18 protein-coding genes are annotated in these 20,842 nt (G+C 72.2%); 8 read left to right on the forward strand and 10 right to left on the reverse strand.

The features are described 5' to 3' along the window. Positions 1–45: 45 nt before the first annotated feature. The 3 genes from IE311_RS21900 to IE311_RS21910 form a co-directional block, all read right to left on the reverse strand. Positions 46–1,941, reverse strand: coding sequence for an outer membrane protein assembly factor BamB family protein (locus IE311_RS21900; protein ID WP_189833470.1), 1,896 nt, complete (start codon positions 1,939–1,941; stop codon positions 46–48). A gap of 13 nt (positions 1,942–1,954) precedes the next feature. Further along, the gene (locus IE311_RS21905; RefSeq protein ID WP_189833471.1) at positions 1,955–3,799 is read right to left on the reverse strand and encodes an outer membrane protein assembly factor BamB family protein; all 1,845 of its coding nucleotides are present in this window, start codon (positions 3,797–3,799) and stop codon (positions 1,955–1,957) included. Positions 3,800–3,911: 112 nt separating this feature from the next. Further along, positions 3,912–5,717, reverse strand: coding sequence for an ABC-F family ATP-binding cassette domain-containing protein (locus tag IE311_RS21910; RefSeq protein ID WP_189833472.1), 1,806 nt, complete (start codon positions 5,715–5,717; stop codon positions 3,912–3,914). A gap of 92 nt (positions 5,718–5,809) precedes the next feature. Here IE311_RS21910 and IE311_RS21915 point away from each other — a divergent pair, with 92 nt between their 5' ends. Both IE311_RS21915 and IE311_RS21920 read left to right on the forward strand, forming a co-directional pair. Beyond that, positions 5,810–6,091: a CopG family transcriptional regulator gene (locus tag IE311_RS21915; protein WP_189833473.1), complete on the forward strand. Its 282-nt coding sequence runs from the start codon at positions 5,810–5,812 to the stop codon at positions 6,089–6,091. Further along, positions 6,088–6,501, forward strand: a complete 414-nt coding sequence (locus IE311_RS21920) for a PIN domain-containing protein (RefSeq protein ID WP_189833474.1) — start codon at positions 6,088–6,090, stop codon at positions 6,499–6,501. Before IE311_RS21915 ends, IE311_RS21920 begins: the two co-directional genes overlap by 4 nt. On the opposite strand, the gene IE311_RS21925 is transcribed toward IE311_RS21920, so the two are convergent. Then, positions 6,488–7,780: an acyltransferase family protein gene (locus tag IE311_RS21925; protein WP_189833475.1), complete on the reverse strand. Its 1,293-nt coding sequence runs from the start codon at positions 7,778–7,780 to the stop codon at positions 6,488–6,490. The two genes, IE311_RS21920 and IE311_RS21925, sit on opposite strands and share 14 nt — an antisense overlap. Positions 7,781–8,057: 277 nt before the next feature. Here IE311_RS21925 and IE311_RS21930 point away from each other — a divergent pair, with 277 nt between their 5' ends. After that, positions 8,058–9,029 (forward strand): NHL repeat-containing protein, encoded by a 972-nt coding sequence (locus IE311_RS21930; protein ID WP_189833476.1) that lies wholly within the window; start codon positions 8,058–8,060, stop codon positions 9,027–9,029. Here the strand turns inward: IE311_RS21930 and IE311_RS21935 are convergent. From IE311_RS21935 to rsmI, 6 genes are all read right to left on the reverse strand, one after another. Next, entirely contained in the window at positions 9,026–9,931 is a 906-nt protein-coding gene (locus tag IE311_RS21935; protein ID WP_229902070.1) for a 4-(cytidine 5'-diphospho)-2-C-methyl-D-erythritol kinase, read from the reverse strand. The genes IE311_RS21930 and IE311_RS21935 overlap by 4 nt on opposite strands. Further along, the gene (gene rsmA / locus IE311_RS21940) at positions 9,928–10,800 is read right to left on the reverse strand and encodes a 16S rRNA (adenine(1518)-N(6)/adenine(1519)-N(6))-dimethyltransferase RsmA (protein WP_189833477.1); all 873 of its coding nucleotides are present in this window, start codon (positions 10,798–10,800) and stop codon (positions 9,928–9,930) included. The genes IE311_RS21935 and rsmA overlap by 4 nt, the downstream gene beginning before the upstream one ends. Positions 10,801–10,889: 89 nt before the next feature. Continuing rightward, positions 10,890–12,224, reverse strand: a complete 1,335-nt coding sequence (locus IE311_RS21945; RefSeq protein WP_189833478.1) for a resuscitation-promoting factor — start codon at positions 12,222–12,224, stop codon at positions 10,890–10,892. Positions 12,225–12,296: 72 nt separating this feature from the next. Next, positions 12,297–13,166, reverse strand: coding sequence for a TatD family hydrolase (locus IE311_RS21950; RefSeq protein ID WP_189833479.1), 870 nt, complete (start codon positions 13,164–13,166; stop codon positions 12,297–12,299). A gap of 63 nt (positions 13,167–13,229) precedes the next feature. Continuing rightward, complete coding sequence (locus IE311_RS21955; RefSeq protein WP_189833480.1) at positions 13,230–13,649, reverse strand: hypothetical protein; 420 nt, start codon at positions 13,647–13,649, stop codon at positions 13,230–13,232. A 139-nt stretch (positions 13,650–13,788) separates the two neighbouring features. Further along, positions 13,789–14,676, reverse strand: a complete 888-nt coding sequence (rsmI, locus tag IE311_RS21960; protein WP_189833481.1) for a 16S rRNA (cytidine(1402)-2'-O)-methyltransferase — start codon at positions 14,674–14,676, stop codon at positions 13,789–13,791. A 52-nt stretch (positions 14,677–14,728) separates the two neighbouring features. Here rsmI and IE311_RS21965 point away from each other — a divergent pair, with 52 nt between their 5' ends. The 5 genes from IE311_RS21965 (at position 14,729) to IE311_RS21985 (ending at position 20,839) form a co-directional block, all read left to right on the forward strand. Continuing rightward, positions 14,729–16,483: a dolichyl-phosphate-mannose--protein mannosyltransferase gene (locus IE311_RS21965; protein WP_189833482.1), complete on the forward strand. Its 1,755-nt coding sequence runs from the start codon at positions 14,729–14,731 to the stop codon at positions 16,481–16,483. A 238-nt stretch (positions 16,484–16,721) separates the two neighbouring features. Beyond that, the gene (locus IE311_RS21970; protein WP_189833483.1) at positions 16,722–17,645 is read left to right on the forward strand and encodes a serine hydrolase; all 924 of its coding nucleotides are present in this window, start codon (positions 16,722–16,724) and stop codon (positions 17,643–17,645) included. Positions 17,646–17,791: 146 nt separating this feature from the next. Continuing rightward, the gene (locus tag IE311_RS21975) at positions 17,792–19,441 is read left to right on the forward strand and encodes a penicillin-binding transpeptidase domain-containing protein (protein WP_189833484.1); all 1,650 of its coding nucleotides are present in this window, start codon (positions 17,792–17,794) and stop codon (positions 19,439–19,441) included. A 55-nt stretch (positions 19,442–19,496) separates the two neighbouring features. Beyond that, positions 19,497–19,991 (forward strand): YbaK/EbsC family protein, encoded by a 495-nt coding sequence (locus IE311_RS21980; protein ID WP_189833485.1) that lies wholly within the window; start codon positions 19,497–19,499, stop codon positions 19,989–19,991. After that, on the forward strand, positions 19,988–20,839 hold the full coding sequence (locus IE311_RS21985) for a DMT family transporter (protein WP_189833486.1): 852 nt from the start codon (positions 19,988–19,990) through the stop codon (positions 20,837–20,839). The genes IE311_RS21980 and IE311_RS21985 overlap by 4 nt, the downstream gene beginning before the upstream one ends. Positions 20,840–20,842 lie beyond the last annotated feature (3 nt).

Here is a 20,842-nt window from a genome sequence, read left to right on the forward strand (position 1 = left end):
GCCCCTCCGGATCACCGGAGGGGCCCACGTCGCCCGTACCGTCCGTCAGCGCGGGACGGCGAAGGAGACCACCAGGTACCTCTTGTCCGTGGCGGACTCCCGGGGCTTGCTCACCGTGGTCTCCCCGATGAACATCCGCCCGTCCTCGTAGAGGATCTCCGCGGCGTTGAGGCTGACGCTGGTCTCGACGTTCCGGATCGAACGCTCCCCCGGGTTCTCCAGGAGCAGCGTCTCCTTCATCGTGCCGCCGTTGATCGACACGATCCGGCCGCCCTTGTCGTACGGCGCCTCCTTGTACGCGATGAGGTCGCCGCCGTCCATGCGGAGCGGGACGAGGGTGTACTTGTCACCCGCGTCCGCCTTCTCCGGCGCGGTCCTGCCGGTGGCCAGGTCGAAGGCGATGACCTCGTTCGTCTCGTCGCCGTACTCGCCGGTGGAGCCCTCGTGCTCCTCGGTCGGCACATACAGCCGGCCATTGCCGACGAGCGCCTGCCGGCAGGCCTCGACCCGGGTCGAGCGGCAGCGGGCCGCGTACTGCTCGGCGTCCGCCGTGATCTTCGCCTTCAGCTTCCCGGTCTTCTCGTCGAGGGAGAAGAAGTCCGAGATGCCGCTGCCGTCACCGGCGCTGTCGCCGACGTCGGCCGCGACGACCAGCGGCTTGGTGGAGATGACCGACGCGTACTTCACACCGGTCGGCATCTTGTACTGCGAGATCGGGGCACCCGTCGTCGGGTTGAGGTTCTGGATCAGCACGGACTGGCTCCCGTACGGACCGCACTTGCGGACCGCGACGAGACCGGCGCCGCCGCCGTACCCCAGGTCGTAGCAGTTCTCGTCGTTGGCCTGCGGCTTCCAGCGGGGGTTGCCGTTGCCGGCGTCGAACGCGGCGCCACCGTCGGTGCCGCCCGCCGCGACCGTGTCACCGCTGAGCGTGATCTCGGAGAACCGGACCTTCTGGTCGCCGGCGGAGCCGCCGGTGATCGAGGTGGACCACAGCAGCTTGCCGGTGTTCAGGTCGACCATGCCGACCTCGGTGCAGAGCTGGTAGTAGCGCGGCGCGACCCGCTTCTTCGCCTCGAAGAGGATCGGCACCTTGTTGTCCGCGGTCTTGTGCCGGGAGGCGCCGCAGACCTGACCGGTCAGGGGCAGCGTCCACAGGACGGTGCCCTTGTCCCGGTCGTAGCCGACGACCGAGTTGACGCCCGTCTTCACGTACGCCTTGTCGGTGAGCCACGAGCCGGAGACGTCGGTGATGTCCGGAACCTTCGGCACCTCGATCGAGAAGGCCATCTTCGCCCCGGTGTTCGCGGGCGCCTTCTCCTTGCCGTCGCCGCCCAGACCACTGTTGGAGCCGCTGTTCCCGGCGTCGCCGCCCGTGCCCTGCGAGGTGCCGCCCGTTCCCTTGGCCTCCTCGCCCTTGCCGTCGCCCCCGGAGTTGGCGTACCAGATGCCGGCGCCGACGATCAGGACGACGGCGACGACCGCCGCGATGACGATCTGCAGCTGTGCCGACAGCTTCTTCCCACCGCCGGGCGCGGGCGCCGGGGCGGGCTGCTGGTAGCCGCCGTACGCCTGCTGCGGCTGGGTCGGATAGCCGTACGGAGGCTGCGCGGGCTGCTGGTAGCCGCCGCCGTAGGGCTGGTGCGGGTCACCGTACGACGGCTGCGGCTGCGTGGGCGGCTGCTGCGGGTCGCCGTACGGCTGCTGCCCGGGCTGCTGCGGGTACCCGTAGCCCTGGTCCTGCTGCTGCGGGTAGCCGTAGCCCGGCTCCTGCTGCGGGTAGCCGTACGGCTGCGGCGGCGTCGCCGGGGGCTGCTGCGGGTAGCCGTAGCCCTGGTCGGGCTGCTGCGGGGTCGGCGCGCCGAAGCCGCCCTGCGGGTCCGGCTCGCCGAAACCGCCCTGCGGGTCCGGCGGCCGGTTCGGTGGGGGTGGCTGCGTCATCGGTCCGTGCACCTCACTTGCTGAACGCCATCATCGTCTTGACCTGCTTCTCTTCCTTGTCGTTCGAAGCGGAGACGCGCCCGCTCGCCACGACGAAGGTGCCGGCACCGTAGGCGTAGCCCGCGCTGTAGAAGCTGCTCTCGACCTGGGCCGTCGCCGCCTGGTGCTGGAGCAGGACCTTCGGAGCACCGCCGGTCGGGGCGATCGTCGCGACGGCGCCGCCCGCGTCGTACTTCGGGTCCACGTACACCAGGACCTCGGAGCCCTCCATGCGGAGCGGCATCATCGACTGCTCACCCGGCGCCTTGGAACGCCACTTGGCCTTGCCGTTCTTCAGGTCGAAGGCGACGACCTCGTTGGGGGTGCCGTACGAGGTCTCGGTGGCCATGTAGAAGGTGTTCGCGTCGGCCGCGACGCCCGTGCAGCCTTCGAGGTTCTTGCCGAAGATGATCAGACCGCCGCCGCACGAGGGGGCGAACTTGTCCTTGCCGCCCTGGATCTGCGAGCGCAGCGAACCGTTGGCGTTGAGCGCGAAGATGGTCCACTTCTTCTGCTCGCGCTGGGTGGCGGAGACGACCAGCGGGTCGACCGAGTAGACCCGGTCCACCTCCCAGTCGGCCTCCAGCTTGAAGGTCCACTTGGGCTTGCCCGTGTTCGGGTCGACCTGGCTGACGCCCTGGATCTTCTTGGTGGTGCTGCCCGAGGGGCAGTCCACGGCGGCGATCAGCTTGCTGCCGCCCGCGTAGGCGAAGGGCTTGCAGCCGGTCGTCGCCCCGGTGAAGAGCTGCCTGCCGTCGGTCAGGGAGAAGCCGTAGGAGCTGCTCGTGCCGGCGACGGTCACCGTGTTGCCGCTGATGGACAGGGTGTTGTCCGAGAAGGCGAACAGGCCCTTGGGCTTGGGCACGGCCTTCTTCCAGCCCGTCTTGCCGGTCTTCAGATCGACCTGGACGAGCGAGGTGCACTTGGCGCCGTCCTTGGCGCTCTCGGCGTAGGCGAAGACCATCAGCCCGTTCGGCGAGGGGGCGGCCGGCGTCGCGCACAGCTCGAACGGCACGTCGACGTGCCACTTCGCCGAGCCGTCGCCCAGGCTGTAGCCGTCGATGCTCTTGTACATGGCCTTGACGGCGATGTCGCCGACGATCCACGGGCCGTAGACGTCGGCGCCGTTGCGGGGCAGGTCGACGTTGTTCTTCAGCAGCCAGTTGATCTTGGCCTCGCCGTCCTTGCGGCCGGCGTTGAGATCGTCCTCGCCCTTGTCGCCGTCACCCGTGCCGTCGCCCTGGTCCACCGACTCGGTGGGCTTGGGAGCGCCGGAGGAAGCCGTGGCGCTGGAGGTCGGCCCCGCGATCGGGTCCTCCTTGTCGTCACCGCCGACGACCGCCCAGGTGGTGACGGCGGCGATGAGAACGGCCGCCGCGGCCACGGCCGCGACGATGCCGGTCCGCCCCTTGAAGGGGCCGCCGCCGCCGGAGGGCGGCGGGGTCGGAGCACCCGGGTACATCGGCTGGGTGGGGTAACCGCCGTACGGGTTCTGCTGCTGACCGTAGGGACCCGGCTGCTGCTGCGGGTAGCCGGGCTGCTGGCCCTGCTGCGGGTAGCCGTACGGGGGCTGCTGCGGCTGCTGCCCGTACGGTCCGGGCTGGCCCTGCTGCGGGTATCCGTAACCGGGCTGCGGCTGCTGCCCGTAGGGCCCGGGCGCGGCCGGCGGCGCGGTGGGCGGCCCGGCCGGCGGCGGCGGGGTCTGCGGTGCCTGCGGCGGGACGGGCGGGACGGGCGGCACACCCTGGGGCGGGCCCTGGTTCGGATCCTGGGGAGCTCCGAAGCCCCCCGGCGGCTGGTTGCTGGGCGGCTGGGTCATCAGCAGTTCCCCCTTGACGTGAGCGGGTTTTCTTTCTACCACTCACGCCGTGGCGCAAAAGCGACCGGTCCGCCCCTTGTACCCAAGGGAGGACCGGCCTGTGATGCCCTCGTTATGCGTCCTCGGCCAGCTCGAGCCAGCGCATCTCCAACTCGTCCCGCTCCCCCACGAGTTCCCGCAGCTCCGCGTCGAGCTTCGCGACCTTCTCGAAATCGGTGGCGTTGTCGGCGATCTGCGCGTGCAGCTTGGCCTCCTTCTGGGAGACCTTGTCGAGCTGACGCTCGACCTTCTGCAGCTCCTTCTTCGCGGCGCGGGCGTCGGCGGCGGAGACCCCGGGCTTCGTCTGCGCGGGCGCGGCGGCGGGCGTCGGAACGGCCGCTTCGATCATCTTCCGGCGCCGCTCCAGGTACTCGTCGATACCGCGCGGCAGCATCCGCAGGGTCCGGTCGCCGAGCAGCGCCAGCGTCTTGTCCGTGGTCCGCTCGATGAAGAACCGGTCGTGGGAGATGACGACCATGGAGCCCGGCCAGCCGTCGAGGAGGTCCTCCAGCTGGGTGAGGGTCTCGATGTCGAGGTCGTTGGTGGGCTCGTCGAGGAAGAGGACGTTCGGCTCGTCCATCAGCAGCCGGAGCAGCTGGAGGCGGCGGCGCTCACCACCGGAGAGGTCGCCGACGGGCGTCCACTGCTTCTCCTTGGTGAAGCCGAACTGCTCGCAGAGCTGTCCGGCCGTCATCTCGCGGCCCTTGCCGAGGTCGACCCGGTCGCGGATCTGCTGGACGGCCTCCAGGACCCGCAGGGAGCCGGGGAGTTCGGTGACGTCCTGGGAGAGGTAGGCGAGCCGGACGGTCTTGCCGACCGAGACGCTGCCGGCCGCGGGCTGGATCTCGCCCTGGCTGACGGCGGCGTCGGCGAGCGCGCGCAGGAGTGAGGTCTTGCCCGCGCCGTTGACGCCGACCAGGCCGATGCGGTCGCCGGGGCCGAGCTGCCAGGTCAGGTGCTCCAGGAGGGTCTTGGGACCGGCGGTGACGGTCACGTCCTCCAGGTCGAAGACCGTCTTGCCGAGCCGGGCGTTGGCGAACTTCATCAGCTCGGAGGTGTCGCGCGGCGGCGGCACGTCGGCGATCAGCTCGTTGGCGGCCTCGATGCGGTAGCGGGGCTTGGAGGTACGGGCGGGGGCACCGCGCCGCAGCCAGGCCAGCTCCTTGCGCATCAGGTTCTGCCGCTTGGTCTCCTCCGTGGCGGCGATGCGCTCCCGCTCGGCGCGGGCGAAGACGTAGTCGGAGTAGCCGCCCTCGTACTCGTGCACGGCACCGCGCTGCACGTCCCACATGCGGGTGCAGACCTGGTCGAGGAACCAGCGGTCGTGGGTGACGCAGACGAGCGCGGAACGGCGCTCCTGGAGGTGCTTGGCCAGCCAGGAGATGCCCTCGACGTCGAGGTGGTTGGTGGGCTCGTCGAGGACGATCAGGTCCTGGTCGTCGATGAGGAGCTTGGCCAGCGCGATCCGGCGGCGCTCGCCACCGGAGAGCGGACCGATGACGGTGTCGAGGCCGTTCTCGAAGCCGGGCAGGTCGAGCCCGCCGAAGAGCCCGGTGAGCACGTCGCGGATCTTGGCGCTGCCGGCCCACTCGTGGTCGGCCATGACGCCGATGACCTCGTGCCGGACGGTGGCCTCCGGGTCGAGCGAGTCGTGCTGGGTGAGCACCCCGAGGCGCAGCCCGCCGCTGTGGGTGACGCGGCCCGTGTCGGCCTCCTCCAGCCTGGCGAGCATCCGGATGAGGGTGGTCTTGCCGTCACCGTTGCGGCCCACGACTCCGATCCGGTCCCCCTCGGAGACGCCGAGCGAGACGCCGTCGAGCAGCGCACGGGTGCCGTACACCTTGCTGACAGCCTCGACATTGACCAGATTGACGGCCACATTGACTCCTGTACCGGGGATTGATCGATCTCCCAGGGTACGTTGCCGCGTGCGCCGCGCTCGGGGGTAGCATCAACGGTAGCATCGGTGGCATGAGCGAGCCCACTCAGAAGTACTCGATCAGCATGCCGCGCGACATCGCGGAGGCCGCGCGGGCCCGCAGCGGACCCTCGGGGCTGTCGGCCTATGTGGCGGCCGCGGTCGCCCGGCAGATAGAACGCGACGACCTCAACGAACTCATCGCCGTGGCCGAGGCCGAACACGGACCGGTCGTGGACGCGGAGATCCAGGCACGACGCGAGCAGCTGCGCCGGGCCCGCGAGCAGCAGAGCGGTCCGGAGACGACTAGGACGACCGGGACGAGCGCGGCGTGACGCGCCGCGAAGCCGCTCCGGGCGGCACACTGGTCCTCGACAGTGAGGGGCTGGCCAAGGCCGTACGGCGTGACCGCGAGGTCACCACCTGGCTCGCGCTGGCCCGCGCGGACGATCTGCGCGTCGTGACGAGCGCCGCCACTCTGGTGGAGGTGATGCATCCGCGCATCAACCGCCCGGCTCTGGAATGGACCCTGTCCCGCCTCGTCGTCGAGCCTGTGGCAGATGCCGTCGCACGTCATGCGGCGGCCCTCCTTGCCGAGAACGGGCTGCACGGCCACAAGTACGCCATCGACGCCATGGTCGCCGCGACGGCCCTCGCCGCACAGGGCCCCGTCTCCGTTCTCACCTCGGACCCGGAGGACCTCATCGTCCTCTGCGGAGGCCGGGCGACCGTCATCGCGATCTGATCCGCCCCGCCCGCTCCACCAGCAGCCAGCCCGCGAGCGCCAGCCCGACGGCCGCCGGGGCCGTGACCGGGACGGCGATCAGGGTGGCCGAGTGGCCGTCGAGGAGTCCCGCGAAGCCCGTCAGGGAGAGGCCCAGGACGCCGAGGAGCGCGAGCGTGATGCCGACCGCCGCCACCGGGCCGCCCTCGCCGGTCGCCGGGGCGGCCGGGACCGGGGCCTCGAAGCGGCGGAAGGCGGCCACGAGCAGCGCCGTGAGAAGGCCCGCCGCGAGGAAGCGGAGGGGGACCTGCGCCCACCAGGCGCCCGTCGCCGGGACGGGCAGCGCGCGACCGAGGCCGAGCATCGCCCCGTACACCCCGAGCATCGCCGTCAGGTGCCAGAGGAACGCCGTCATCGCGATCCCGTTGGCGGCGACCACCGCCCGCCACACCCCGGCGCGGGCGACGAGCCGCGCACCCGGGCCCCTGAGCAGTTCGACCGCGCCGACCAGCCACAGACCGTGGCAGAGCAGGGCGAGGGTCGGCGGGGCCATGTTCGAGACCTTCTCACCCGGCATTCCCACCATCGACAGCGGATACGGGCCCAGGGCGACCAGCGCGGTCGCGCCGAGCAGGCCCGCGCCGGCGAGCAGGGCGGGGCGGCGGATCATTCCGTCGGCGCGCAGGAAGCCGAGCTGGTGGACCGCCAGCCACACGAACGCGAAGTTCAGGAACTCGACGAACGGCACGTCCGCCGCGAACCGCAGCACGTCCACCGCGACCGCGCCGCCCGCGAGCGCCCCGAACGCGCCCCAGCCCCACCGCTCGTGCAGCCGCAGCAGCGGCGGCGTGAACGCGACCATCGCCAGATAGATCCCTATGAACCACAGCGGCTGGGTGACCAGCCGCAGCGCGACCCCGGTGAGCCCTCCGTCCGCCCCGGACAGCTGGAGGACGAGCGCGGCGGCGCCCCAGACGCCGACGAAGACCATCGTCGGCCGCAGCAGCCGCTGGAGCCGGGCCCGCAGGAAGGCCGCGTACTGCGGCCGGGAGCGGTGGGCGAGGGCGTGCGAGAAGCCGCCGACGAAGAAGAACACCGGCATCACCTGGAACAGCCAGGTCACCACCTGGAGTTCGGGCACGACGGCGAGCAGATTGCCGACCTGTCCGTCGGTGGTGACGGCCGCCATCAGCCAGTGCCCGAGCACGACGACGGCGAGCGAGGCGACCCGGAGCAGATCGACGTACCGGTCCCGGCTCGCCGGCGTTGCGGCGGCGAGCTCACGCGCGCTGATTCCCATGGCCGTACGGTCCCGCGGGCGGACCGGCGGCCGACAGGGCGCTGATACTCAACCTTGCGGATGAGTACGGGACTCCCGGCCCCCACCGACCCCCTTCCCGGACCGCCCGGCGCAGTGCCGACCGGCCCGCCTCCCGGACCGCCCGGCGCAGTGCCAACCGGCCCCATGCCGTCGGCCACGCGGGCGACCCCTCGGCCCCGGCTGCCGGGCCCCGCGAGCGACGACCCCCCATGTTCTCCTCGGGCCACCGCCCCCAGCCCCCTCGAAGGAGAGACCCATGACGAGACACCCACGCCTCGCCGCCGTCGCCGTCGCCACCGCGGCCCTCGCCGTGATCGCGGCGGGCCCCGCGTCGGGCGGCGATCCGACCGTGACCGACCCCCGGATCGTCGCCCACTTCGACTTCGCCGCCGGACAGAACGCGGAGAACATCGCCCTCGAACCCGACGGCTCCGCCGACATCACCTTCGCCTTCGCCCATCAGGTCGCCCGCGTCACCGAGAAGGGCACGACGACGATCCTCGCCACCCTGCCCGAGGTGCCGGACGCGCAGACGCCCGTCGGCGGGGCCGTCGCCCTGGGCATCGCCCGCGCCCACGACGGCACCCTGTACGTCACCTACGTCACCGGCACGGCGAAGACCGGCGTCTGGCGCATCGCACCCGGCGGCGAGCCGGAGCAGATCGGGTTCTTCCCCGCGGACGCCTTCCCCAACGGGCTCGCCCTCGACGAGAAGTGCGGCACCCTCTACACCGCCGACACGCGGCTCGGCACGGTGTGGTCCCTGCCGGTGACCGGTGGCACGCCCACGGCCTGGGCCACCGGGGCCGCGCTCGAACCCACCGCGCAGATCCCCTTCGGCGCCAACGGCCTCAAGATCCACCACGGTGCCGTCTGGGTGTCCAACACCGCCCACGCGACCCTGCTGCGCATCCCGATCGGTCCCGGTCCCGAGCACGCGGCGGGTCCGATCGAGACCCGGGCGACCGGGCTCACGTCCATCGACGACTTCGCGTTCACCGGGCACGGCGACACGGTCCTCGCCGCGCTGAACCAGGTCGACGAGCTGGAACTCGTCCGTCCCGACGGCACCCACAAGACGGTGCTCACCCGCGCGGACGGGCTCGACAACCCGACCTCCGTGGCGGTGCGCGCCAAGACCGTCTACGTGAACAGCGCGGCCTTCTTCAACACGGTGGACCCGGACCCGAACCTGCTCCTGGCCCGGATCTCCAAGAACAAGCTCTAGAGAACGACGGCGCCCGGCGCCGGTGACGTCGCCACCCGGGCCGTGCGGCAGGTGCCCGAGGCGGTCAGGGCGGCGGCGACCGTCTCCGCCGCCTCCGCGTCCTTCACCAGGAACGCCGTCGTCGGGCCGGAGCCGGAGACCAGGGCGGCGAGCGCGCCCGCGTCCGTGCCCGCCGTCAGGGTCTCGGCGAGCGACGGACGCAGGGAGAGCGCCGCCGCCTGGAGGTCGTTGGCGAGGGCGGCCGCGAGGGCGGTCGTGTCGCCGGTGCGCAGGGCGTCCAGGAGGACCGGGGAGGCGGCCGGTTCGGGGACGTCGACGCCCTCGGTGAGCCGGTCGAACTCGCCGAACACCACCGGGGTCGAGAGCCCGCCGTCGGCGACGGCGAACACCCAGTGGAAGGTGCCGCCGACCGGCAGCTCCGTCAGCTTCTCGCCGCGACCGGTGCCGAGCGCCGCGCCGCCGACCAGGCTGAACGGCACGTCGCTGCCGAGCTCGGCGCAGATCTCCAGGAGTTCCTCGCGGGAGGAGTTCAGGCCCCACAGCGCGTCGCAGGCGAGCAGGGCGCCCGCGCCGTCCGCGCTGCCGCCGGCCATGCCGCCGGCGACCGGGATGTCCTTGGCGATGTGCAGGTGCACGTCCGGGGAGATGCCGTGCCGGGCCGCGAGCAGCTCGGCGGCCCGGGCGGCCAGGTTGCTGCGGTCGAGCGGCACCTTGTCGGCGTCGGGGCCCTCGCAGGTGACGGTCAGTTCCGCGGCCGGGGTCGCGGTGACCTCGTCGTGGAGGGAGACCGCGAGGAACACGTTGGCCAGGTCGTGGAAGCCGTCGGGGCGGGCCGCGCCGACCGCCAGCTGGACGTTGACCTTGGCGGGGACCCGGACGGTCACGCCCGCCGTGGTGGTCACGCCTTCGCCTCCGCGATCCGGGCGAACTCCTCCACCGTCAGCGCCTCGCCGCGCGCCTGCGGCGAGATGCCCGCCTTCACCAGGGCCTCCTCCGCGAGCGCGGGGGAGCCCGCCCAGTTGGCGAGGGCCGCGCGCAGGGTCTTGCGGCGCTGCGCGAAGGCCGCGTCGACGACCGCGAAGACCTCCTGGCGGGTGGCGGTGGTCGCGAGCGGCTCGCTGCGGCGGACCAGGGAGACGAGACCGGAGTCGACGTTCGGCGCGGGCCAGAAGACGTTGCGGCCGATGGACCCGGCGCGCTTGACCTCCGCGTACCAGTTGGCCTTCACCGACGGCACGCCGTACACCTTGTTGCCCGGCTTGGCGGCCAGCCGGTCGGCGACCTCGGCCTGGACCATGACGAGGGTCCGCTCGATGCTCGGGAACCGCTCCAGCATGTGGAGCAGGACCGGCACGGCGACGTTGTACGGCAGGTTGGCGACGAGCGCGGTCGGCGCCGGGCCCGGCAGCTCCTGGACGTGCATGGCGTCGGAGTGCACGAGCGCGAAGCGGTCGGCGCGGGCGGGCATGCGGGCGGCGATCGTCGCGGGCAGCGCGGCGGCGAGCACGTCGTCGATCTCGACGGCCGTCACCCGGTCCGCGGCCTCCAGGAGGGCCAGGGTGAGGGAGCCGAGTCCGGGCCCCACCTCCACGACCACGTCGTCGGGCCGCACCTCGGCCGTGCGGACGATCCGCCGGACGGTGTTGGCGTCGATGACGAAGTTCTGGCCCTTCTGCTTCGTGGGGCGCACGCCGAGGGCGGCGGCCAGCTCACGGATGTCGGCGGGGCCGAGGAGGGCGTCGGGGCTTTCGGGGCCGGTGGTGGTGCTCACCGGTACAGCCTACGGGGCACCCGTGGGGCGTTCCTACGACTCACCCTGCCTCACCCCGTCTCACCCCGTCTCACCCGTCTCACCCCGTCTCACCCGTGCAGCCGCCGTCCGCAGTGGGGCCACGGGCTCGCCCCCCGCTGCACGTAGAGCTTCTTCGCCCGGAAGGTCTGCTCGGCGGCGGGCGCGTTCTGGGCGGTGTCGCTGCCGCCGAGGGAGCGCCAGGTGCCGGGGTCGAACTGGTAGAGCCCGCCGTACGTCCCCGAGGGGTCGACGGCGTTCGGACGCCCGCCGGACTCGCAGGCGGCGAGCGCGCCCCAGTCGAGGCCGTCGGCGCCCGCGACGGAGTGCGGCAGCGGCTTGGTGCCGACCCGGACCAGGCGGCTGACGGGTTCGCGGACGATCTCCTCGCCGAGCCGGCGGGGCTTCTGCCGGACGCCGTTGACGGTGCGCAGGCCGTAGGTGACGCGGCGCACGCCGGCGGACCCCTGGCGTTCGACGACCTCGGTACCGGCGAACAGCTCGGGGTCGCGGGTCCGCTCCACGGCGTACGGCACGGTCTCCTCGCGCAGCTGCTTCGAGCCGGTGATCCGCAGCACCGTGACCGTCTGGCCGTCGCGCGGGAAGGAGCCGGGGGCGACGGAGGTGGTGTCCTGCGCGGAGAGGGTGATCCCCGCCTCGGCGAGCGCCTCGCGGACGGTGGCGGCGTTGGTCCGGACGGTCCGTTCGCGCCCGTCGGCGAGGAAGGTGACCGCCCGTTCGGTGCGCACGTCGAGGGCGAGGCCCTGGCGGGAGATGGGGGCGCCCCGGGAGACCGAGAGGTACGCGCCCTCCGCGCGGACCCCGAGCTGGCGCAGTGCCCCCTCGACGGTCCTGGCGGTCGTCCACACCTGGCGGCGCTGTCCGTCGACGGTGAGGGAAACCGGGCGGCCGTAGCGGACGACGATCTCGTCGCCGCTGGCCAGCGCCTCGGTGGGGGCGGGGGCGACGATGTCGTGGGCGCCGACGGTCAGGCCCTCGTCGGCGAGGAGTTCCTCGACGTCGTCGGCGAAGGTGTGGAAGGTGCGCGGGACGCCGTCGACGGAGAGCCGGACGGCCTTGTCGTCGGCGACGAAGGCGCTGGTGCCGCCGGCGAGGAAGGCGACGACGAGGGCCTGCGGGACGAGCCTGCGCAGGCCCTCCCCGGCGGGCCCGGAGGCCTTGCGTCGCCGGGCGGCACGCCGGGACCCGGCGCGGGAGCCCTGGCCGGGGACGGCGGCGCGCCCCTGGCCGGTGCCGGGTCCGGGGCCCTGGCCGGTGCCGGGTCCGGGGGCCGTGCCGGTCCCGGCGGCGGGGACGAAGAGCGGTGCCGCCTGGGTCGGCTGCTCGTGGAGGGGGAGGGTCGTGCCCCGCCGTCCCGCTCGGTGACTGCCCTGGGAAGTGCTCACGAGGCCGGGACCCTAGCCCCGAGCCGCGTCACTCAGTGGAGCAACGCGACCACGTCACGTAATCGTTATGGATCAGTAGTCGAAGGCGCGGGCCGTGTTCACGGCGATCGCCTCGGCCATCTCGTTCTCCCCGATCCCGCGCACCTCCGCCATCGCCCGGAGGGTGACGGGGATCAGGTACGGGGCGTTGGGGCGGCCCCGGTAGGGCGCGGGGGTGAGGAAGGGCGCGTCGGTCTCGACGAGGACGAGTTCCAGCGGGGCGACGGCGAGCGCGTCCCGCAGGTGCTGGGCGTTCTTGAAGGTGACGTTGCCGGCGAAGGACATGTAGTAGCCCTTGGCGGCGCAGATCTCGGCCATGGCGGCGTCGCCGGAGTAGCAGTGGAAGACGGTCCGCTCGGGGGCGCCCTCCTCGTCCAGGACCCGGAGCACGTCGGCGTGGGCCTCGCGGTCGTGGATGACGAGTGCCTTGCCGTGCCGCTTGGCGATCTCGATGTGGGCGCGGAAGGAACGCTCCTGCGCGGCGATGCCCTCGGGGCCCGTACGGAAGAAGTCGAGGCCGGTCTCGCCGACGCCGCGGACGTACGGGAGGGCGGCCAGCCGGTCGATCTCGGCGAGCGCGTCGTCCAGGGCGGAGTCCCCGCCGCCCTCGCGGGCTCCCTGCCGGGACCAGCCGTCCGGGTCCCCGAGGACGATCCGGGGCGCTTCGTTGGGGTGCAGGGCGACGGCCGCGTGCACGTGCTCGTGGGCGGCGGCGGTCTCCGCGGCCCACTGCGAGCCCTTCACGTCGCAGCCGACCTGCACGACCGTGGTCACCCCGACGGCGGCGGCCTTGACGAGGGCCTCCTCGACGGTCCCGGACTGCAGGTCGAGGTGGGTGTGCGAGTCCGCCACCTCCACGAGCAGGGGTTCGGGCAGCGGCGGCGGGGCGTCCTTGGCACTCATGCCCCCGATCGTACGAGGGTCATGAGTGCCGACGCGCGGGGTCCCGGGTCCCGGCGACCGGGGCTACTGGCGGCGCCTGAAGGGGTGCAGGAGGTCGGACAGGTGCCAGTGGTGCGGCACCGGGGGCTGCTCGGGGCCGTCCTCGGTCAGTTCCTGGCCGATGGGACCGGCCATCGAGACGGGCTTGGTGGCCCGCGCCCCCTGCTGGTGCTTCTCCGTCGCGGCGATCAGGTCGAGCACCGACGACACCTGCCCCGCGCGCATGATCCGGACGACGTGGCCGCCGCAGTTCATGCAGGTGGGGCTGGACAGCGGGGACGGCACCCGTTCCCCGTCGGCCTTGTAGACGACGAATTCGTGGCCGGCGGCGTCGGCGTGGTGCTCGATCTCGTACGCCTGCTCCCAGCCGTATCCACAGCGCATGCAGGCAAAGGCGTACGCCTCATGGGCGACGGATATGCCGGTGCCGGTGATCTCGGACATTCCAGCTCCTCTCCACTGATCCAGTGGACGCCTTTTCGGGCCGGAGCGCATCAGCGCGGGGTGAACCATGGAAGGCATTTGGAACTTCCCTTGCACAAGGCCCCGTATCGGGCCCCTGCGCCGGGTTCGGCTTTGCCTTTCAGGTTAGTCCTTTACCGTTTCCGGGGCCCGGTCCAGCCGCATTCTTTGCCGCCACCACGGCATCGAAGACCTCCCGCTTGGGAAGCCCCGCGTCGGCGGCGACGGCGGCGATCGCCTCCTTGCGCCGCTCGCCCGCCTCCTCGCGCACCCGCACCCTGCGCACCAGCTCCTCCGCGTCGAGTTCGGCGGGGCCGGTCTCGGGGGCGCCCTCGACGACGACGGTGATCTCGCCCCGTACGCCCTCGGCCGCCCAGGCCGCGAGCTCGGCCAGCGGGCCGCGCTTGACCTCCTCGTACGTCTTGGTCAGCTCGCGGCAGACGGCGGCCCGGCGCTCGGCGCCGAAGACCTCGGCCATCGCGGCGAGCGTGTCGTCGAGCCGGTGCGGGGCCTCGAAGTAGACGAGGGTGCGGCGCTCGTCGGCGACCTCGCGGAGCCGTCCGAGACGCTCGCCCGCCTTCCTCGGCAGGAAGCCCTCGAAGCAGAAGCGGTCCACGGGCAGGCCGGAGAGGGCGAGCGCGGTGAGGACGGCGGACGGGCCGGGGACGGCCGTCACCTTGATGTCCTGCTCGACGGCCGCGGCGACCAGCCGGTAGCCGGGGTCCGAGACGGACGGCATGCCCGCGTCGGTCACGAGCAGCACCCGGGCGCCGCCGACCAGGGCCTCGACGAGTTCCGGCGTTCGGGCCGACTCGTTGCCCTCGAAGTAGGAGACGACGCGGCCCGTCGTGTGGATGCCCAGGGCACGGGTCAGTCCGCGCAGCCTCCGGGTGTCCTCGGCGGCCACGATGTCCGCGTTCTCCAGTTCGGTGGCGAGTCGGGGCGGAGCGTCCGCGATGTCACCGATGGGGGTCCCTGCGAGTACCAGCGTTCCTGTCACACGGCCCATCCTCCCAGCCCGGAGAGGCGACGTGCACAGGCGCGTTCCCTACGATGGCGCGGTGACCAGTACCGCACCCGAGGCCCTGGAGGGCCAGCACCCCATGGCAGAGACCGTGGCAGAGCCCTCTTCGTGGCAAAAGCGGCTGCGGCGTTTCGGCTATGTGCCGCCCGCCGGCAGCTCCGCACCCATCGGGCTGCGGCAGCGGCTCGTCCCCTCGTACACCCGCCCCTCCGCGCGGGTCATGTCGCTCCTCGGCCTCGGCCCGGAGCGGGCCGAGCGGCTCTGGCGGCTGATGGCCTGGGGCGGTCCGCTCCTGGTCACTGCGGTCGCGGGGCTGCTCAGGTTCTGGAACCTGGGCAAGCCGCGCGCGGTGATATTCGACGAGACGTACTACGCCAAGGACTCGTGGGCCCTGATCAACCAGGGGTACGAGGGGGCGTGGCCGAAGGACATCGACAAGACGATCCTGACCGACCCGGGGTCGGTGCTGATCCCCACCGATCCCGGTTATGTCGTCCACCCCCCGATGGGCAAGTGGATGATCGGCCTCGGCGAGAAGATGTTCGGCTTCGAGCCGTTCGGCTGGCGCTTCATGGTGGCGCTGCTCGGCACGCTGTCGGTCCTGATGCTGTGCCGGATCGGCCGGCGGCTCTTCCGCTCGACGTTCCTGGGCTGTCTGGCGGGCCTGCTGCTCGCCGTCGACGGTCTGCACTTCGTGATGAGCCGCACCGCGCTCCTCGACCAGGTGCTGATGTTCTTCGTGCTCGCCGCGTTCGGCTGTCTGGTCCTGGACCGCGACCGGACCCGGAAGCGGCTCGCGGGCGCGCTCCCCGAGGACGAGGAGGGGGTGCTGCGGCCCGACGCGGAGATCGCGGAATCCCTGCGCCTGGGGTGGCGGCCGTGGCGGATCGCGGCCGGTGTGATGCTGGGTCTGGCGGCGGCGACCAAGTGGAACGGCCTGTACGTCATGGTGGGCTTCGGCCTGATGACGGTCCTGTGGGACGTCGGCGGGCGCCGGACGGCCGGCGCGGTCCGCCCGTACCTCGCGGTGATCAAGAAGGACCTGGTCCCGGCGTTCGTGTCGGTGGTGCCGGTCGCCATCGCCACCTATCTGGTGACCTGGACGGGCTGGATCGTCAGCGACAAGGGCTACTTCCGGAACTGGGCCGCCGACCAGGACAAGCTGGACGGCGGCGGGACCTGGGGCTGGCTGCCGCAGTGGCTGCGCAGCCTCTGGCACTACGAGTCCGAGGTCTACTCCTTCCATGTGGGCCTGACCTCGCCGCACACGTACGAGTCGAACCCGTGGTCCTGGATCGTCCTCGGCCGCCCGGTCTCCTACTTCTACGAGTCCCCCGCGCCCGGCACCGCCGGCTGCCCGGCCTCGGCGAAGGAGAAGTGCGCCGCCGAGGTCCTGGCCCTCGGCACCCCGCTGCTCTGGTGGGCCGCCTGCATCGCGATCCTGTACGTCCTCTGGCGCTGGGCCTTCCGCCGCGACTGGCGCGCGGGCGCGATCGCCTGCGGGATCGCGGCCGGCTGGGCCCCCTGGTTCCTCTACCAGGAACGCACGATCTTCCTCTTCTACGCGGTGGTCTTCGTTCCGTTCCTGTGTCTGGCGGTGGCGATGATGCTGGGCGCGATCGTCGGCCCGGCGGGTTCGTCGGAAAGGCGCCGGACCTTCGGTGCGGTGGCGGCGGGCTGTGTCGTCCTGCTCATCGTCTGGAATTTCATCTATTTCTGGCCCATCTACACCGGCACTCCCATTCCGCTGGACCAGTGGCGGAATCGGATGTGGCTCGACACCTGGGTGTAGCGGGGGAATTGCGGGGAGAGGGCGCGACCGGCGGTCGCGCCCTCTCGCTTGTCGCCGGACGGCCCGGGCCGTCCCGGGCGGCCCCCGGACGGCCCGGGCCCGCGCCGCGTCGCGCCCGGGGGGGCGTCCCCCTGATTCCGCCGGATTCGTACAACCATCCGCACGCTCAGGAGTCGTACAAGGCGACTGCGCCGTAGACGTGTTCGTTCTGCTTCGTTTCGTTTCCAGGGGGACCCGCATGACTCACCACATATCGCTGCGCGCCCGCGTGCTTCCGGCCGTGGCCGCCGCCGCGATCCTCGTACCCGTCGCCGCGGGGGCGGCACCCGCTTCCGCCGCCACCGCGCCGCAGGTCGGCTGCACGTCCGGCAAGGCGGGGCTCGCCGCCAAGCTCCAGCGGGACATCACCGCCGCCCTGGCCGGGCGCTCCGGTACCGTCGCCGTCGGCCTGCGCGACCGCACCACGAACACCACCTGCACCCTGCGCGCGACGACCGCGTACGACTCGGCCAGCGTCGTGAAGGTGACCGTCCTCGCCACGCTCCTCTGGGACGCCAAGAAGACCAACCGGTACCTGACGGCACGCGAGAACACGCTCGCCACCGCCATGATCACCAAGTCCGACAACACGGCCACCACCTCGCTGTGGAACCAGCTCGGCGTCGCCAAGGTGAAGGGCTTCCTGGCGGCCGCCGGCATGACGCGGACGGTGCCGGGGTCCGGCGGCTACTGGGGGCTCACCCGGATCAACGTCACCGACGAGCAGAAGCTGCTCTCGCTGATCACCGCCAGGAACACCGTCCTGAGCGACGGCTCCCGCACCTACGTCCTCAAGCTCATGGGACAGGTCGTCAGCTCGCAGAAGTGGGGCACCCCGGCCGGCGCGCCCTCCTCGGTGTCCGTGCACGTCAAGAACGGCTGGCTGCAGCGGGCCACGCGCGGCTGGCGCGTGCACAGCATCGGCGCGTTCAAGGGCGGCGGCCACGACTACACGATCACCGTGCTCACCGACGGCAACAGCTCGATGAGCTACGGCGTGAACACGATCCAGGCGGTGTCCAAGGTGATCCACCGGGATCTGACCCCGACCGAGAGCATGGCGCACCGTTACAAGCCCACCCTCTTCCCCCAGGAGGCGGCCGTCGCGGTCCCCCGGCGCTAGGGGCGGACCGGACACGCCGATTCCGTCGGAGGCAGGGCGAAACAGGATGCCGCGGCGCCCAAGTGTGACGGAGACAGCGGAAGTTGCTCGACACACGCATGGGGCGCTGCTTGACTCGTGGGCTCACACGGGGAGGGAGCGCAGCCATGCGCAGTGGAGCCAAGGTCGCGATAGTCGGGGGTGTGTTCGCCGTCGTGGCGAGCGGGGTCGGGTACGGGGGCTACAACCTCTGGAACGGCGTCATGGGCGGCGAGAAGTCGCCGGAGTCCAAGACCGCCGCCGCGCCGAGAACCGGGCCCGTCACGGACGAGGAGATCACCACCACGGCACGGGACTTCCTGGCCGCCTGGGCCGCCGGGGAGCCGGAGAAGGCCGGGCAGCTGACGAACGACCCCGTCACGGCGGGCCCCGCCGTGGCGGCCTACCGGGACGGCGCGAAGGTCACGAAGGCGGTGATCACGCCGGGGGCCGCGGTCGGGGCGACGGTGCCGTTCACCGTGAAGGCGACGATCTCGTACGAGGACGTCACCAAGGACCTGTCGTACGAGTCCCGGCTGACCGTGGTCCGGGGGCAGACCACCGGCCGGGCGCTGGTGAAGTGGGCGCCGGCCGTGCTCCACCCGAAGCTCCTCACCGCCGACGCCACGCTGCGCACGGGTGTCGCGAAGACGCCCTCCGTGAAGGCGGTCGACCGGAACGGCACCGAGCTGACGGCCGCGAAGTATCCCTCACTGGGGCCGGTGCTCGACGAGCTGCGTACGCGGTACGGGGCGAAGGCGGGCGGACAGACCGGCATCGAGACATGGGTCGACTCGGGCAGCCCGTCCGTCCCGGACTCCACCCTCCTCGTCCTTTCGAAGGGGAAGCCGGGCACGCTGGAGACCACCATCGACGCGGGCGTGCAGGCGGCGGCGGAGAAAGCGGTGAAGGCGTACGGCTCCGCTTCGGTGGTCGCGGTACAGCCGTCGACAGGCGCCGTACGGGCGGTCGCCAACAGCCCGGCGGGCGGCTTCAACACGGCCTTCTCGGGCTCGAAGATGCCGGGCTCCACGATGAAGATCGTCACGGCGGCTCTGCTCCTGGAGAAGGGCCTGGTCAAGGCGGACCAGGCCGCCGAGTGCCCGCCGAGTGCCATGTACTACGGCCGGACCATCACGAACCTGAAGGGCTTCTCGCTGAAGGACGCGACCTTCGGGGAGAGCTTCGCCCGCTCCTGCAACACCGCCTTCATCAAGAAGATCGACGACGTGGAGAAGACCGAGGGCGACGACTCCGGCCTGGCCCGCGAGGCCAAGGAGGTCTTCGGCATCGGCCTCGAATGGAAGACGGGCATCAAGTCGTTCGACGGCTCCGTCCCCGAGGCGACGGGCGGCGCGGCGGCCGAACAGTACATCGGCCAGGGCACGGTGCAGATGAACCCGCTGAACATCGCCTCGATCACCGCGACGGCGAAGAACGGACGTTTCCGGCAGCCGTACCTGGTCCCGGCCGACCTGGACGACCGGCCCTTCGCCAAGGCCGAGCGGGAGCTGCCGCCGTCGGTGGCACGACAGCTGCGGGACATGATGCGCACCACGGCCACGGCGGGCTACGGCACGGCGGTCGGACCGATGGCCCCGGTGCGCGGCGACAAGGGCGCCAAGACCGGTTCGGCGGAGGCCGACGGCCAGGAGACCTCGGACAGTTGGTTCACGGCGTTCGCGGACGATCTCGCGGCGGCGGCCCTGGTCGAGGGAGCCGGCCACGGCGCGACGGCTGCCGGCCCGGTCGTGGCGCAGGTGCTGAACGCGGACTGACCACCCCGTGGAACCCGGTCGCGTGGCCCGTACATCCACCGCTAGCGTGCGGGCCATGACCGCTGACGACACCACGTCCCTCGCCCACCCCCGGTTCGCCGCCGCGCTCCACGAGTTGGGGCTCGACGTCGAGATCCGCCGCTTCCCCGACGAGACCCGCACCGCGCAGCAGGCCGCCGATGCCATCGGCTGCGGGGTCTCGGAGATCGTGAAGTCGCTGATCTTCGCCGCCGACGGGGTGCCGGTCCTCGTGCTGATGGACGGCGCCTCCCGGGTCGACGTCGAGCGGGTACGGGAGGAGCTGGGCGCCGGGAAGGTGACCCGGGCGGACGCGAACGCGGTCCGGGAGACCACGGGGTACGCGATCGGGGGTGTCCCGCCGTTCGGGCACCTCACCCGGACGCGGGTCCTCGCCGACCGGGGCCTCCTCGACCACGCGCTCGTGTGGGCGGCGGCGGGCACCCCGCACACGGTCTTCGCCCTCGACCCGAAGACGCTCGTCGCCCACGCCGGCGGCACCCTGGTGGACGTCCGCGAGCCCACGGCGTGACCCCGCTCGTCACCCTCGCCGTCCTCGTCGCCGCCGTCACGCACGCGAGCTGGAACGCGATCGCGCACCACATCAAGGACCAGCTGGTCTCGTTCACGCTGATATCCGGCGGCGGGCTGCTGATCTCCCTGGTCGCGGCCTGCTTCGCACCCCTCCCGGCGGCGGGGGCCTGGCCGTACCTGGTGGCCTCCGCGCTGCTGCACGTCGGCTACATGGCCCTGCTCATGCGCTCGTTCACGCTCGGCGACTTCGGCCAGATGTATCCGATCGCCCGCGGTACGGCCCCGCTGATCGTGACGGCCCTCGCGGCGGTCTTCGTCGACGAGGTCCCGGACGCCTGGCAGCTGCTCGGCGTCGCCGTGGCGTGCGCGGGCCTCGCGGGCCTCGCCGTGTGGGGCATCCGCGGCGGGGGAGGCCGGCCGCAGTGGCCGGCGCTGCTCGCGGCGGGCGCGACGGGCCTGTCGATCGCCCTGTACACGGTGGTGGACGGCGTCGGCGTACGCGCCTCGGGATCCCCGCTGGGCTACATCGCGTGGCTGATGATCCTGCAGGGCCTGGCCATCCCGGCGTACGCCCTGTGGACCCGCCGCGCGGCCCTCCTCCCCCAGCTCCGCCCCCACGCGGCGCGGGGCCTGCTGGGCGCGGCGCTCTCGGTGGCCGCGTACGCCCTGGTCCTCTGGGCCCAGACGAAGGCCCCCCTGGCCCCGATCGCGGCCCTCCGCGAGTCCTCGATCATCGTCGGCGCGGCGATCGGGGCCCTCTTCTTCAAGGAACGCTTCGGCGGCCCGAGAATCGCGGCGGCGGGGCTGATGGCGGTGGGCATCGGACTGATGCTGCACGCGGGGTGAGGC

It is taken from the genome of Streptomyces zaomyceticus (assembly GCF_014656215.1).
GTDB lineage: Bacteria > Actinomycetota > Actinomycetes > Streptomycetales > Streptomycetaceae > Streptomyces > Streptomyces zaomyceticus.

What these genes read in the sequence shown, in the direction of transcription:
- IE311_RS21900 (WP_189833470.1), bottom strand. Translation starts at nt 1,941, where the DNA reads ATGACGCAGCCACCCCCACCGAACCGGCCGCCGGACCCGCAGGGCGGT.
- IE311_RS21905 (WP_189833471.1), bottom strand. Translation starts at nt 3,799, where the DNA reads ATGACCCAGCCGCCCAGCAACCAGCCGCCGGGGGGCTTCGGAGCTCCC.
- IE311_RS21915 (WP_189833473.1), top strand. Translation starts at nt 5,810, where the DNA reads ATGAGCGAGCCCACTCAGAAGTACTCGATCAGCATGCCGCGCGACATC.
- IE311_RS21925 (WP_189833475.1), bottom strand. Translation starts at nt 7,780, where the DNA reads ATGGGAATCAGCGCGCGTGAGCTCGCCGCCGCAACGCCGGCGAGCCGG.
- IE311_RS21930 (WP_189833476.1), top strand. Translation starts at nt 8,058, where the DNA reads ATGACGAGACACCCACGCCTCGCCGCCGTCGCCGTCGCCACCGCGGCC.
- IE311_RS21950 (WP_189833479.1), bottom strand. Translation starts at nt 13,166, where the DNA reads ATGAGTGCCAAGGACGCCCCGCCGCCGCTGCCCGAACCCCTGCTCGTG.
- IE311_RS21955 (WP_189833480.1), bottom strand. Translation starts at nt 13,649, where the DNA reads ATGTCCGAGATCACCGGCACCGGCATATCCGTCGCCCATGAGGCGTAC.
- rsmI (WP_189833481.1), bottom strand. Translation starts at nt 14,676, where the DNA reads ATGGGCCGTGTGACAGGAACGCTGGTACTCGCAGGGACCCCCATCGGT.
- IE311_RS21970 (WP_189833483.1), top strand. Translation starts at nt 16,722, where the DNA reads ATGACTCACCACATATCGCTGCGCGCCCGCGTGCTTCCGGCCGTGGCC.
- IE311_RS21975 (WP_189833484.1), top strand. Translation starts at nt 17,792, where the DNA reads ATGCGCAGTGGAGCCAAGGTCGCGATAGTCGGGGGTGTGTTCGCCGTC.
- IE311_RS21980 (WP_189833485.1), top strand. Translation starts at nt 19,497, where the DNA reads ATGACCGCTGACGACACCACGTCCCTCGCCCACCCCCGGTTCGCCGCC.